8 protein-coding genes are annotated in these 13766 nt (G+C 72.1%); all 8 read left to right on the top strand.

The features are described 5' to 3' along the window. Window positions 1-59: 59 nt before the first annotated feature. The 8 genes from BSZ37_RS02690 (at window position 60) to BSZ37_RS02655 (ending at window position 13690) form a co-directional block, all read left to right on the top strand. The gene (locus tag BSZ37_RS02690; RefSeq protein ID WP_095509062.1) at window positions 60-1643 is read left to right on the top strand and encodes a RagB/SusD family nutrient uptake outer membrane protein; all 1584 of its coding nucleotides are present in this window, start codon (window positions 60-62) and stop codon (window positions 1641-1643) included. 163 nt (window positions 1644-1806) lie between these two features. Continuing rightward, a complete protein-coding gene (locus BSZ37_RS02685; protein ID WP_143537539.1) occupies window positions 1807-5193 on the top strand; it encodes a VCBS repeat-containing protein in 3387 nt (1128 codons plus the stop codon). Between the two features lie 236 nt (window positions 5194-5429). Continuing rightward, complete coding sequence (locus BSZ37_RS02680; protein ID WP_179299447.1) at window positions 5430-8774, top strand: VCBS repeat-containing protein; 3345 nt, start codon at window positions 5430-5432, stop codon at window positions 8772-8774. A gap of 80 nt (window positions 8775-8854) precedes the next feature. After that, the gene (locus BSZ37_RS02675) at window positions 8855-10237 is read left to right on the top strand and encodes a vanadium-dependent haloperoxidase (protein ID WP_095509059.1); all 1383 of its coding nucleotides are present in this window, start codon (window positions 8855-8857) and stop codon (window positions 10235-10237) included. Window positions 10238-10266: 29 nt separating this feature from the next. Next, entirely contained in the window at window positions 10267-10698 is a 432-nt protein-coding gene (locus BSZ37_RS02670) for a hypothetical protein (protein ID WP_095509058.1), read from the top strand. 158 nt (window positions 10699-10856) lie between these two features. Next, the gene (locus BSZ37_RS02665; protein ID WP_095509057.1) at window positions 10857-11561 is read left to right on the top strand and encodes a 3-keto-disaccharide hydrolase; all 705 of its coding nucleotides are present in this window, start codon (window positions 10857-10859) and stop codon (window positions 11559-11561) included. A 12-nt stretch (window positions 11562-11573) separates the two neighbouring features. Continuing rightward, window positions 11574-12875 carry a nucleoside permease gene (locus tag BSZ37_RS02660; RefSeq protein WP_095509056.1) on the top strand — a complete coding sequence of 434 codons (1302 nt, stop codon included), beginning with the start codon at window positions 11574-11576 and terminating at the stop codon, window positions 12873-12875. A 47-nt stretch (window positions 12876-12922) separates the two neighbouring features. After that, window positions 12923-13690, top strand: a complete 768-nt coding sequence (locus BSZ37_RS02655) for a gluconate 2-dehydrogenase subunit 3 family protein (protein ID WP_095509055.1) — start codon at window positions 12923-12925, stop codon at window positions 13688-13690. Window positions 13691-13766 lie beyond the last annotated feature (76 nt).

Here is a 13766-nt window from a genome sequence, read left to right as displayed (position 1 = left end):
ACTCTCTACCTCATCGGTGGGGCCGGCATCCTGGGCGCCGGCCTCGCCCCTCCGAACCCATGAACACGCTTTCCACCCGCGCGCGCGCTGCGCTCCTCGGAGCGCTCCTCGCGCCCGTCTTCGGGCTGGCGGGCTGCACCGACCTCACGGTCGACCCGTACAGCGCCGTCACGCCGGAGAACTTCTACCAAACCGAGACCGAGGTCATCGCCGCGCTCTCGCCGGTCTACTCGCAGCTCCGGGCTACGCTCTGGGCCTACCACAACCTGAGCCAGGTCTCGTCCGACGAGACCATCGTCCCGACGCGAGGCGGCGACTGGGGCGACGGCGGCCGGTGGCTCGACATGCACCGTCACACCTGGAGCCCGTCGCTCGTCGACCTCAACGACGCCTGGACGGCGTCCTTCGCGGGCGTGGCCCGGGCCAACAGCCTCCTCCGCGACCTCGAGCCGCTCGACGTCCCCAACAAGGCCGGCATCGTCGCCGAGGTCCGCGGGCTCCGGGCGTTCTACTACTACACGCTCCTCGACCTCTTCGGCAACGTCCCGCTCATCGGCGACGAGGAGGGCGAGTACTCCGTCGACCCGGACGACCTCCCGCCGACGGAGACGCGCGAGACCGTGTTCAACTTCGTCGTTAGCGAGCTCCAGGCGGTCCGGACGGAGCTGCCTGTGGCCGGCGCCGGCAACGGCGGCCGGTTCTCGCAGGGCGCGGCCGACGCGATCCTGGCCAACCTGTTCATCAACGCCCCGGTCTTCACGGGGACGGTCACGGCCAGCGGGCTCCAGCCCGGCGCGCCTCGCTACCAGGACGCCATCGACGCGGCCACCCGCGTGATCAACGGGCCGTATGCGCTCAACCAGGGGCTCGAGGCGTGGTACAGTCAGTTCGGCCCGAACAACCAGAACAACGCGGAGGCCGTCTTCGTCGTCCAGCACCTCCCGCAGGACGGCTACGGCCTCAACTTCGCCCACCGCTGGGGCCACTACAACTCGTTCGCGGGCGGCGGCTGGAACGGCTTCGCCACGATCGCCGACACGTACAACGCGTTCTCCGAGGACGACCCGCGCCGCGTGATCTTCCTCCAGGGCCAGGCCTACAACCAGGACCAGTGTGACCCGGCGGGCATCCGGGACCGCGAGTGCACGGCCGAGGACGCCATCAACAACCGCGCGGGCCAGCCCCTCATCTTCACCGTTGACTACCCGAACGGCGTCAACGGCGCGGCGACGGAGGCGAATGGCGTCCGGATCAACAAGTTCAACGTGGACCCGGACCGCGGGCCGAACGGCAACCACGGCAACGACTACGCCTACTTCCGCCTCGGCGAGATGTACCTGATCCGGGCCGAGGCCCGGCTCCGGAGCGGCGACGCCGGCGGCGCGCTCACCGACGTGAACGCGCTTCGGGCCCGCGTCGGCGCGCCGACGCTCACCTCGATCGACCTCGACGGCCTCCTCGCCGAGCGGCTCTTCGAGCTGACCTACGAGGCGCGGCGGCGCCAGGACCTCGTCCGGTTCGGCCGGTTCACCGACGCCTGGTCGTTCAAGGACGCCAGCCAGGGGTACCGCGTGCTGTTCCCGATCCCGCAGATCCAGATCGACGCCTCGGACGGCCTTCTCCAGCAGAACGCGGGGTACTAAGTCACGACTTTAGATGAGCTTGTGAGCGCCCCGTCCTCTCTCAGGGCGGGGCGCCTCGCATGGAAGAGGCTCTGGCGAGCACGTAGCTTGCGGGGTCGCCACCCGCCGTCCCGCCGTGGCTCCGTTCGTCCCGTCGGCCCTGGCCCCCGACACTCGCCCTCGCATGCGCCCCCTGCCCCTGCTCTGCCTCCTCGCCGCCCTCGGCCTCGGCGCGTGCGCCGGGGGAGCGAGCGACGACGCCCTGTTCTCGTCGTTGCCGGCCGAGGAGACCGGGCTCGCGTTCGAGAACCGGATCGAGGAGAGCCAGGACGTCAACGTCTTCACCTACCGCAACTTCTTCAACGGCGGCGGGGTCGGCGTCGGCGACCTCGACGGCGACGGGCGACCAGACGTGTACCTCACGGCCAACCAGGGACCGAACCGGCTGTTTCTGAATCGGACGGAGGCGGGCGGCCCCATCCGGTTTGAGGATGTCACCGAGGCCGCCGGAGTGGAGGGCGCCCACGCCTGGAGCACCGGCGTGTCCGTGGCCGACGTGGACGGCGACGGCCGGCTCGACCTCTACGTCTCCAACGCCGGCAACGTCGACGGCGACGACCGGGCCAACGAGCTCTTCCGCAACCTCGGGCCGGGGCCCGACGGCGTCCCGCGCTTCGAGGACGTGGCCGAGGCGTGGGGCGTGGCCGACGAGGGGACCTCGACGCACGGCGCGTTCTTCGACGCCGACAGCGATGGCGACCTCGACCTCTACGTCCTCAACAACTCGTTCCGGCCCGTCTCGTCGTTCGGCCTCCGCAACATCCGCGACGAGCGGCACGAGGGCGGCGGCGACAAGCTGTACCGCAACGACGCGGCGCCGGGCGAGGCGCCCCGCTTCGTCGACGTGAGTGAGGAGGCCGGCGTCTACGGCTCCGAGATCGCCTTCGGCCTCGGCGTCACGCTGGGCGACGTGGACGACGACGGCGACCTCGACGTCTACGTCTCGAACGACTTCTTCGAGCGCGACTACCTCTACCTCAACCGCGGCGACGGCACGTTCGCCGAGACCCTCGAAGAGTCGATGCCGACGATCAGCCTGTCGTCGATGGGCGCCGACATGGCGGACCTCACGGGCGACGGCCGGCCCGAGGTGTTCGTGGTCGACATGCTGCCGTGGGACGACGACCGGCTCAAGCAGTCGTCGAGCTACGAGGGCCACAACCTGTACCGCGCGAAGGTGGCCAACGGGTACCACCACCAGTTCATGCGCAACACGCTCCAGCGGAACGAGGGCGCAGCCGGGCCGGGTGCCAGCCCCGCGTTCTCCGAGATCGCCAGCCTCGCGGGCGTCGCCGACACCGACTGGAGCTGGGCCGCCCTCTTCGCCGACCTCGACCTCGACGCGCGGCCCGACCTCTACGTCACCAACGGCATCCTCCGCGACGTGACGGACCAGGACTACATCGCCTTCCTCGCCGACACGCAGACGCGCGAGGCCATGGCGACCGGCGACGGCGTCGACTACCTCGCGCTGTCGGAGGAGATGCCCTCGACGCCGCTCGAGAACCTCGCCTTCGCCAACGTCTCCGTCGGTGACTCCGTCGCGTTCCGGCGGGCGCCCGAGTGGGGGCTCAACGAGGCGAGCTACTCCAACGGCGCCGCCACGGCCGACTTCGACGGCGACGGCGACCTCGACCTCGTCGTCAACAACGTCAACGCCCCGGCCTCCTTCTATCTCAACCACGCGGTCGAGCGGTTCCCGGAGCGGCGGTCGCTCTCGATCGCTTTGGAGGGCGAGGGCGGCAACACGGGCGGGATCGGGGCCAAGGTGGCCGTCTGGAACGAGGGGCGAGTCCAGGTCCGCGAGGCGGTCCCGACGCGGGGCTTCCAGTCGAGCGTGAGCCCGGTCCTCCACGTCGGCCTCGGCGAGGCCACCGAGGCGGACTCGGTCGTCGTCCGCTGGCCGGGAGGGCGGATGCAGGCGCTCGCGGGCGTGCCGGCCGGCGCGCTCACGCTCCGCCAGGTCGAGGCGACGGGCGCTGCCCGTCCGCTCGTGGCGCCGGCCCAAGGCGGTGTCCTCTTCCGTGACGTGACGGCCGAGGTCGCGCCCGACTGGCGGCATCAGGAGAACGCGACCATGGACTTCGACCGCGAGCTGCTCATGCCGCGGGCGTACTCCGAGGAAGGCCCGGCCGTGGCCGTCGGCGACGTGGACGGCGACGGGCTCGACGACCTCTTCCTCGGCGGCGCGACGGGCCAGCCGGGCGTCCTGTGGGTGCAGCGCGGCGGGCGGTTCGCGCTCACCACCCCCACAGCCTTCCAAGACGACGCCGAGGCGGAGGACGTCGCCGCAGCCTTCCTCGACGCCGACGCCGACGGCGACCTCGATCTCTACGTCGGCTCCGGCGGCTACGAGCCCGCCGCCGCTGCGCCCGTCCTCCGCGACCGGCTCTATCTCAACGACGGCGCGGGCGGGTTCGAGGCCGCGCCTGAGGGCGCCGTCCCGAGCCTCACCGAGAGCACCGGCACCGTCGCCGCGGCCGACTGGGACGGCGACGGCGACACCGACCTGTTCGTGGGTGCGGCGATCGTGCCGGGCGCCTACGGCGTGACGCCCCGCAGCGCGCTGCTTCGGAATGACGGCCGGCCGGGAGCCCCGCGCTTCGTCGACGTGACGCGGAGCGCCGCGCCCGGCCTCGACGCCGTCGGCATGGTGGCCGGCGCGGTGTTCGCCGACCTCGACGGGGACGGCGATCACGACCTCGCGACCGCCTCAGAGTGGCGGCCGATCGCTATCTGGACGAACGACTCTGGCCGGTTCACGTCGGCGCCCGTCGCCGGCACGTCCGGCCTCTGGCAGCGCCTCGCCGCGGCCGACCTCGACGGCGACGGCGACGAGGACCTCGTCGCCGCCAACTGGGGCCTCAACAGCCGCTTCCACGCCAGCGCCGAGGAGCCCATGCGGCTCCACCTCGGCGACTTCGACTCGAACGGCCAGACGGACCCGCTGATCTCCGTGGTCAACCGCAGCCGGAGCCTCCCCTTCGCCCTCCGCAACGAGCTCACGAAGCAGCTTCCCAGCCTCAAAGGCGAATACCTCACGCCGAGCACCTACGTCGGCAAGCGGGTCGAGGACCTCCTGACGCCGTCGCAGCTCGAGTTGGCGACGGTCTCGGAGGTATCCGAACTGGCGACGGTCGTCCTCCTCAACGAGGGCGGGTCGTGGAGCGTCCGGCGGCTCCCGTTCGAGGCCCAGCTCGCCCCGATGACGGCCGCGCTCCCGCTCGACGCCGACGGTGACGGCGCGCTCGACCTCCTGCTCGCGGGCAACCGCGACGGGCTCAAGCCCGACCTCGGCCGGCAGGCCTCGTCGCTCGGCGCGTTCCTGCGCGGCGACGGGGCCGGCCGCTTCCAGACCGTCCCGGCCAGCGGCTTCCGCCTGACCGGCGAGGTCCGCGGCCTCGTCCGCCTCGGGACGCCGTCGGGCGACGTCGTCGTGGCCGTCCGCAACGACGCCGCGCCCGTCGTCTTCGCGATGGGGCCGGCGCCCGCGCCGCTGGCCTCCCGCTAGCACGACCGGCCGGCGGGCCTTCCGCCACTGGGATTCGTACCGACTCTCCCCCTTGTCATCCTGAGCGAACGCGAAGGGTCTCGGCGCCGCCCTCCCGGCCGTTGAGACGCCAGCGGCAGGCTCGTCGGATGGCGTTCAGATCCTCCACTCCGTTCAGGATGACACCGTTGTTGGGCCTGTTTCGATCTGCTTCGTTTCGATCCGCCTCGCGCCGTGCGCTGGCCGCCGGCTCCTGTGTGCTCGGGACGCTTCTCGCCGGGTGCGGGGGCGCGGGCGAAGACGCGCTGTTCGTCCGCCTCGACCCGGCCGAGAGCGGGGTCGCGTTCGAGAACGCGCTCGCCGAGGACGCCTCGTTCAACATCCTCAACTACCTCTACTACTACAACGGCGGCGGCGTGGCCGCGGGCGACGTGGACGGCGACGGCCGGCCGGACCTCTACTTCACCCAGAACGAGGGGCCGAACGCGCTCTATCTCAACCGGACTGAGCCCGGCGGACCGGTCCGGTTCGAGGACGTGACCGAGGCGGCCGGGGTCGGGGGCACGAGCGACTGGGACTTCGGCGTGACGATGGCCGACGTCGACGGCGACGGCCGGCTCGACCTCTACGTCTCGGCGCTCGGCGCCTACCAGGGCCAGCGCGGCCGGAACGAGCTCTTCCTGAACGAGGGACCGGGTCCCGACGGCGTCCCGCGGTTCCGCGAGGCCGCGGCCGAGGTCGGGCTCGACTTCGAGGGGTTCGGCACGCAGGCGACGTTCTTCGACTACGACCGCGACGGCGACCTCGATGCCTACCTCCTCAACCACGCCGTCCACACCGACCGGACGTACGAACGGCCCGAGGAGACGCGCCTCCGCGACGAGCGCTCCGGCGACCGGCTCTACCGCAACGACTCGGAGGCGGGCCAGCTCCCGCGCTTCACCGAGGTCACCGAGGAGGCCGGCATCACGAGCGGCATCTCGGGCTACGGGCTCTCGGTCGTCGCCAGCGACCTCGACGGCGACGGGTGGCCCGACCTCTACGTCGGCAACGACTTCCACGAGAACGATTTCGTGTACCTCAACAACGGCGACGGCACGTTCCGCGAGGTCTCGCAGACGGCGCTCGCCCACTCGTCTCGCTTCTCGATGGGCGCCGACGCCGCCGACGTCGACAACGACGGCGACGCCGACCTCGTCGTCCTCGACATGATGCCGCGCGACGAGGCGATCCGCCAGACGTCGGCCGGGGATGACTCGTACGACATCGACGCGTTCAAGCGGCAGATCGGCTACGGGCCGCAGGTCGCGCGGAACTCGCTCCAGATCAACCGCGGGCCCGGCCCCGACGGCACGCCGCGGTTCTCGGACGTCGCCACCCTCTCGGGGATCGAGGCCACCGACTGGAGCTGGGCCGCGCTCCTCGCGGACCTCGACCTCGACGGCCACCGCGACCTGTTCGTGACGAACGGCATCTGGCGCCGGCCGAACGACCTCGACTACATCAACTACATCTCCGACGCCCAGATCCAGCAGAACCTGGAGCAGGGGATGACGGAGGAGAACCTCGCGCTCCTCGAGCAGATGCCGCAGGTGGCCGTCCCGAATGAGGCGTTCCGCGGCGTCGGCGGGTTCCGGTTCGAGGAAGCGCCCGAGTGGGGGCTCGGCGACGAGGGCTTTTCGAACGGCGCCGCGACCGCCGACCTCGACGGCGACGGCGACCTCGACCTCGTCGTCAACAACGTCAACGCGCCGGCCTCGATCTACCTCAACCGGGCCGCCGAGCGCGGCGCGACGGCGCTCCAGATCTCGCTCGAGGGGGAGGCGCCGAACACGTTCGGGACGGGCGCGCACGTCACCGTGTGGACGGACAGCCTCCGCCAGACCGCCGAGGCCCAGCCGACGCGCGGCTTTCTGTCGTCCGTCGATCCGCGGCTGGTGGTCGGCCTCGGCGGTGCCGCGCAGGCGGAGCGCGTGCAGGTGACGTGGCCCGACGGCGCGGTGCAGACGCTGACCGACGTGCCGGCCGGCCCGCTCACGCTCCGCCAGGCCGACGCCGGCCCGCCAAGCGAGGCGCCGACGACGACGGAGGAGCCGGCGCTCTTCACCGACGTGAGCGCCGCGCTCGCGCCCGACTGGCGGCACGAGGAGAACACCTTCATCGACTTCAACCGCGAGCGGCTGATGCCTCACATGCTGTCGCGGCTCGGCCCCGCCCTCGCCGTCGGCGACGTGGACGGCGACGGGCTCGACGACCTGTTCGTGGGCGGCGCGCGCGTGCAGGCGAACGTCCTGTTCCGCCAGACCGCGAGCGGCTTCGCGCCGGCCTCGGTGCCGCTGTGGGACGAGGACGCCGAGCGCGAGACCGAGGCGGTCGCGGCCGTCTTCTTCGACGCGAACGGCGACGGCGCGCTCGACCTCTACGTCGGCACCGCCGGCAACGAGTTCCGCGGCGACGCCGACCCGATCCGCGACCGGCTCTACCTCGGCGACGGCGCGGGCGGGTTCGAGGCCGCGCCGGCCGGCAGCCTGCCCGATCTCTTCGTTCACGTCGGCGACGTGGCCGCGGCCGACTGGGACGGCGACGGCGACACCGACCTGTTCGTCGGCGGGCGCGTGGTGCCGCGTGAGTACGGCAACCCGGCGCGGAGCGCGCTCCTCGAGAACGACGGCCGCGGCCGGTTCCGCGACGCCACCGCCGACCTCGGCCCGGACCTCGCCGAGGTGGGCATGGTCGCGCGCGCCGCCTTCGCCGACCTCGACGGCGACGGCCGCCCCGACCTCGCGCTCGCGGGCGAATGGATGGCGCCGACCGTGTTCCGCAACACGGGCGCCGGCTTCGAGCGCGCCGAGACGGGCATGGACGACGCGACCGGCTGGTGGACCGCCCTCGACGTGGCGGATTTCGACGGCGACGGCGACCTCGACCTCGCGCTCGGCAACCTCGGTCTGAACTCGCGGGTCCGCGCCAGCGCCGAGCACCCGGCGCGGCTCTGGCTGAGCGACTTCGACGGCAACGACGCGCTCGACGGCATCCTCACCTCGTACCGCGACGGCGCCGACTACCCGCTCTCGACCGTCGGCGTGCTGCGGCAGCAGTTCCCGGAGTTCAAGCAGCGGTTCACGAGCTTCGCCGCTTTCGGCGCGCGGACGGTCCCCGACCTCTTCGGCGACCGCGCCGACGACGCCGTCCAGCGCACGGCGACGACGTTCGCGAGCGCCGTCGCGCTCAACGACGGCGCCGGCCGCTTCACGCTCCGCCCGCTCCCCGATTGGGCGCAGGTCGAGCCCGTCTATGCCATCGCCTGCGACGACGTCGACGGCGACGGCGTGCTCGACCTCGTGCTCGGCGGCGGCCTCCTCGGCGTCCGCCCAGACCGCGGGCGCTACGACGCCGGCCACGGGCTCGTTCTCCGCGGCGACGGGAGCGGTGCGTTCGAGCCCGTCGAGCTGAACCGCGGGCTCGTGCTCGACGGCGAGGTCCGCGCCCTCCGTTTTCTGGATGCCGCCGACGGGTCGCGCCTGCTGGTGTCGGCGCCGAGCGACGGCCCACTCCAGATCCTCCGCCTCGGGCCCGAGGCGGAGCGGGTGGCGGCCCGCTAGGTCCGTGAATCCCGAGCGTTTGCCTTGCGGAAGCGCTTTCCCCGTGGGATCTTCCCTGATGTGAACCGGATGTGCAGACCATGAGTTTCCGCCCGCTCGCTCTCGCCGGCCTCGTTGCGCTCGTCGCCCTAGCCGGCTGCCAGGACGCCGACCCCGCCGCCGCCCCGCCCGAGGCCTCCGACCCGGAGCTCCTCCACGGCGCCCTGCTGCGGGTCACGGACGTGATGACGTACGACATCTTCAGCCCGCCCGTGGCGAGCCGCGTCTACGCCTACACGTCGGTCGCGGCCTACGAGGCGCTCGCCCCGTTCCGCCCTGACCTCGTGACGCTGGCCGGCCAGCTCAACGGGCTCGGGGCGACGCCCGCGCCGACCGAGCCGGTCCACGGACCGACCGCCGCGGTCTACGCGGCCCTCGCCGTGGGCGAGGCGCTGACGTTCTCGGACGAGGAGATCGACGCGTACCGAACGAGCGTGGAGGCGCGGCTCGACCAGGCCGGCATGAGCCGCCGGCTTCGCCGCCAGTCCCAGTCCTACGGCGAGACCGTCGCCCAGCACGTGCTGGCGTGGGCGTCGGGGGACGGCTACGCCCAGACGCGGAGCGCGCCGGCCTACACCATCACCGACGAGCCCGGCACCTGGCGCCCGACCCCGCCCGCTTACATGGACGCCATCGAGCCGGGCTGGGCCACGATGCGCCCGTTCGTCCTCGACTCGGCGTCGCAGTTCAAGCCCCTCCCGCCGTACCCCTACTCCGTCGAGCCGGGGAGCGAGTTCCGCCGGCAGGTCGACGAGGTCTACGAGATCGGGCGCGACATGACGGACGAGCAGCGCGAGATCGCCGCGTTCTGGGACTGCAACCCCTACGTGATGCACACGCGGGGGCACGCCATGTTCGCGACCAAGAAGATCACGCCGGGCGGCCACTGGATGGGCATCGCCGCGATCGCCAGCCGGACCGCCGACGACGACATCGCCGGCGCGGCCGAGGCCTACGTCCGCACCGCCATCGCCGTGGCCGACGGGTTCATCTCGGTGTGGGACGAGAAGTTCAGGAGCCGGCTCGTCCGCCCCGAGACCGTGATCAATGAGCACATCGACGAGGACTGGGCCCCGCTCCTCCAGACGCCGCCGTTCCCCGAGTACTCGTCGGGCCACAGCGTGATCTCGGCGGCGGCGGCCGAGGCGCTGACCGACGTCTACGGCGACGGCTTCGCGTTCCACGACACGACCGAGGTGGCGTACGGGCTTCCGGCCCGCGACTTCACGTCGTTCCGCCAGGCGGCCGAGGAGGCCGCCGTCAGCCGGCTGTACGGCGGGATTCACTACCGGATGGCCGCCGAGCGGGGCGTCGAGCAGGGCCGCGGCGTGGGCGGCCTCCACGTCGAGCGGATCGAGATGCGAGCGCCGTCGGTGGCCCAGGGCGCGCCGGTGCGCCCCGTCGCCAACGGGCCGGCGGAGTAGCTTCGCGGGCGTCCCCCGCCCCGCCCCCCATGCGTCGCCTCTCGTCCTCCCTCGTCCTCGCCGCGCTGGTGGCCGTCTCCGGCTGCGGCTTCCTCGGCGGCGGCTCCGAGGCGGTCGGCCTGACGGGCACCTGGGAGGGCGTCGTCTACGACGCGACGACCCAGGGCGCGACGCGCTACCCCATCACGTTCCGGCTGCGCGACACCGGCGTCGCCATCACGGGCGACGGCGAGATCGAGGACCTGGCGCAGGGGACGTTCGAGTTCCTCGTGGTCGACGGCTCGTTCACCGAGGACCTCAACGTGCGGCTCACGCTCCGTTTTTCGGAGGCCCCGTTCGAGGGCCAGCTCTCGGGCCGGCTCGTCAACCGCGACCCCGGCACCATCGAGGGGTCGTTCAGCGGGCGGGGGGAACTCGGGAACGGGGCCGTCCGCATCGAGATCACGTCGCGGAGCACCTAGTGGCCCGGCCGGTCCCCTGGGCAGGCCACCCTTGCCTCGGCCGCCCCCGCCTCGGCCGGCGCGGCCCCCAGGCGGAATCCGTCAGGGCGGTTGATGAAAGGGCTTCCACGCGCGGGGGTGTTGGGCCTACATTGAGGTCCCTTCACGGCCTCTTGACCATGCCCCGCGCGCTCCTCGCCCTGGCCGCGCTCGTCACCCTCGCCGGCTGCGCCGGCGGCGTCGGAAGCGCTGACGGCGCGCCGCCAAGCCAAGACGACTGGGTCGAGCTCTTCGACGGGACCTCGCTCGACGGCTGGCACGGCTACGCCCGCGCCGACGTCCCGGCAGCGTGGTCGGTCGAGGGCGGCGTCCTCACCCTCACGCCCGGCACCGACGACGGCGGCGACCTCGTGGCCCCCGGCACCTACGGCGACTTCGAGCTCGAGGTCGAGTGGCGGATCGCCGAGTGCGGCAACTCCGGCATCTTCTACCGCGGCGAGGAGTCCGCCGACCTCGCGCCGATCTACCGGACGGCGCTTGAGATGCAGGTCCTCGACGACTGCCACCCCGACGGGCAGTACCCGAGCCACCGCAACGGCGCGCTCTACGACCTCTACACGCCGACGGAGGGCGCCAGCCGCCCCGGCGATTGGAACACGTCCCGCATCGTGGCCGACGGCGCCGACCTCGAGCACTGGCTCAACGGTGAGCAGATCGTCGAGGCCGAGCAGGGCTCGGCCGAGTGGGACGCCCGCCTCGCCGTTAGCAAGTTCCGCGACGACGGGACCTTCCCGGCCTACGGCACGCGCCGGTCCGGCATCGTCGGCATCCAAGACCATGGCGACCGCCTCGAGGTCCGCTCGGTCCGCATCCGCACTCTCTAGCCCACCACCGATATGAACGGGATCAAGGCTCGGCTGAGCACGATGATGTTCCTGGAGTTCTTCGTCTGGGGCGCCTGGTACACCACGGTCGCCGTCTACATGGCGGCCGAGGGGCTCGGCGACCTGACGCACTGGCCCTACACCGTGAACCCGATCGCGGCGATCGTGGCCCCGTTCTTCCTCGGGCTCGTGGCCGACCGCTACTTCGCTGCCCAGAAGGTGTTCGGCGTGCTCCACCTGCTCGGCGGCGTGTTCATGCTGGCCGCGCCGTCGACGATCGGCAACCCGACGGTCTTCATCCTGGCGCTCCTGGCCTACAACCTCTGCTACATGCCCACGCTGGGCCTCTCGAACACGATCGCGTTCGAGCAGCTGGACGACCAGGAAAAGGAGTTCCCCGTGATCCGCGTGTTCGGGACGATCGGGTGGATCGTGGCCGGGCTCGCCATCTCGTTCATCCTGAGCCCGGTGCTCGGCGTCGAGTCGGCCGAGGCGACGGCGTGGCCGCTCTACCTCACGGGCATCGGGTCCATCATCCTGGGCCTGTTCGCCTTCACGCTCCCGAACACGCCGCCGGTGGCGAAGGGCCAGCCCGTCTCGGCGGCCAGCATCGCCGGCGTCGACGCGTTCCGCCAGCTCGGGAGCCGGCCGTTCTACGTGTTCCTCGCGGCCAGCTTCCTCATCTGCATCCCGCTGGCGGCCTACTACAACTTCACCCAGCTCTTCCTGGGGGCGACGGGCTTCGAGAACATCGCCGCGACGCAGTCGCTGGGGCAGGTCTCGGAGGTCCTCTTTATGCTCGTGATGCCGCTCCTGTTCGTGCGGTGGGGCGTGAAGTGGATGCTCGCGGCCGGGATGGTCGCGTGGGTCCTCCGCTACGCCCTCTTCGCGCTGGCGGCGCCCGAGGCCGTGACGTGGATGATCATCGGCGGCGTCGCGCTCCACGGCATCTGCTACGACTTCTTCTTCGTGACGGGCCAGATCTACGTCGAGAAGAAGAGCACGCCGGCCGTGCGCGGGCAGGCCCAGGGCCTGCTGGTGCTGGTCACCTACGGCGTCGGGATGCTGATCGGGGCGCAGGTCGCGGGCCAGGTCTACAACGGCTTCCTCGGCGGGCGCGACGTGCTCCCGCTGGCCGAGTGGACCCAGTTCTGGTGGATCCCGGCCGCCTTCGCCGCGGTCGTGCTCGTCCTGTTCATCCTCCTGTTCAACGACCGCGTCGACCGCTCGGAGGTCTCGGCGACCCCGGCGGCCGACCACCCCGACGCGAGCCTCACGCCGGCCCCCGAGGCGGGCGTCCCCGCCGTCGGGTAGCCCCGCCTCGGCGTCTCGCTCGCCCCCCGCTCTCCGCTCTCGATTCCATGTTCGACTCCCCCATCGACCGCCGCTCGGCGCTCCGCCGGCTCTCGTACGTGCTCGGCGGCGTCGTCTCGGCCCCGCTGGCGTCCGGCCTCCTCGCCGGGTGCCGCACGCCGTCCGGCGGCGAGCTCGCCAGCTACCAGTACCAGACCCTCGCCGAGGGCCAGCAGCAGACGCTGGCGGCCCTCGTCGACCAGATCCTCCCGGCCACCGACACGCCCGGGGCCTCGGACGTCGGCGTGCCCCAGTTCATCGACAAGATGCTAACGGAGTGGTACGCCCCCGAGGAGCGCGACCAGTTCCTCGCGTGGCTCGACGGGCTCGACGCCCAGGCCGAGGGCGGCTCGTTCACGGGCCTCGACGACGAGGCCCGCGCGGCGTTCGTCGCCGCGCTCGACGCCGAGGCGTTCCGCCCGTCCGAGCCGGCCGCCGAGGCGGAGGAGCTCGACGAGGACGTGGCCGGCGTGGCGACGGAGGGCACCGCGGCCATCCAGGAGGAGCAGGAGAACGAGGTGGCCGGCATGCAGGGCGACCTCGGCGAGGCCATGGACGACACGACGGGCAGCTCGCAGGAGATCGTCACGGGCGAGGGGACGGTTTCGACGGGTGCCGCCACCCCGCCGCCAGCCTACCGCCAGCTCAAGGAACTCACGCTCGCCGGCTACTACACCTCCGAGCCCGGGGCCACGCAGGAGCTCCAGTGGCTCGCCGCTCCCGGTCGCTACGACCCCGACGTCCCGCTCTCCGAGGTCGGCCGCGCCTGGGCCTAAGCGTGCCTGGGCCTAAGGCCGTGCGGCGTTCTGAGTGGAACGTCCGACGCGCCTACCCACCCCTCAACGTTTCCAC

The sequence above is a fragment of the Rubrivirga marina genome, from assembly GCF_002283365.1.
Classification (GTDB): domain Bacteria; phylum Bacteroidota; class Rhodothermia; order Rhodothermales; family Rubricoccaceae; genus Rubrivirga; species Rubrivirga marina.
The sequence above is the reverse complement of the archived record's forward strand: the minus strand, read 5'-3'. Positions and strand labels throughout refer to the sequence as shown.

Excerpts from the sequence above, each read along its gene's own strand:
- BSZ37_RS02670 (WP_095509058.1), top strand. The coding sequence starts at position 10,267 with ATGCGTCGCCTCTCGTCCTCCCTCGTCCTCGCCGCGCTGGTGGCCGTC.
- BSZ37_RS02675 (WP_095509059.1), top strand. The coding sequence starts at position 8,855 with ATGAGTTTCCGCCCGCTCGCTCTCGCCGGCCTCGTTGCGCTCGTCGCC.
- BSZ37_RS02690 (WP_095509062.1), top strand. The coding sequence starts at position 60 with ATGAACACGCTTTCCACCCGCGCGCGCGCTGCGCTCCTCGGAGCGCTC.
- BSZ37_RS02665 (WP_095509057.1), top strand. The coding sequence starts at position 10,857 with ATGCCCCGCGCGCTCCTCGCCCTGGCCGCGCTCGTCACCCTCGCCGGC.
- BSZ37_RS02685 (WP_143537539.1), top strand. The coding sequence starts at position 1,807 with ATGCGCCCCCTGCCCCTGCTCTGCCTCCTCGCCGCCCTCGGCCTCGGC.
- BSZ37_RS02660 (WP_095509056.1), top strand. The coding sequence starts at position 11,574 with ATGAACGGGATCAAGGCTCGGCTGAGCACGATGATGTTCCTGGAGTTC.
- BSZ37_RS02655 (WP_095509055.1), top strand. The coding sequence starts at position 12,923 with ATGTTCGACTCCCCCATCGACCGCCGCTCGGCGCTCCGCCGGCTCTCG.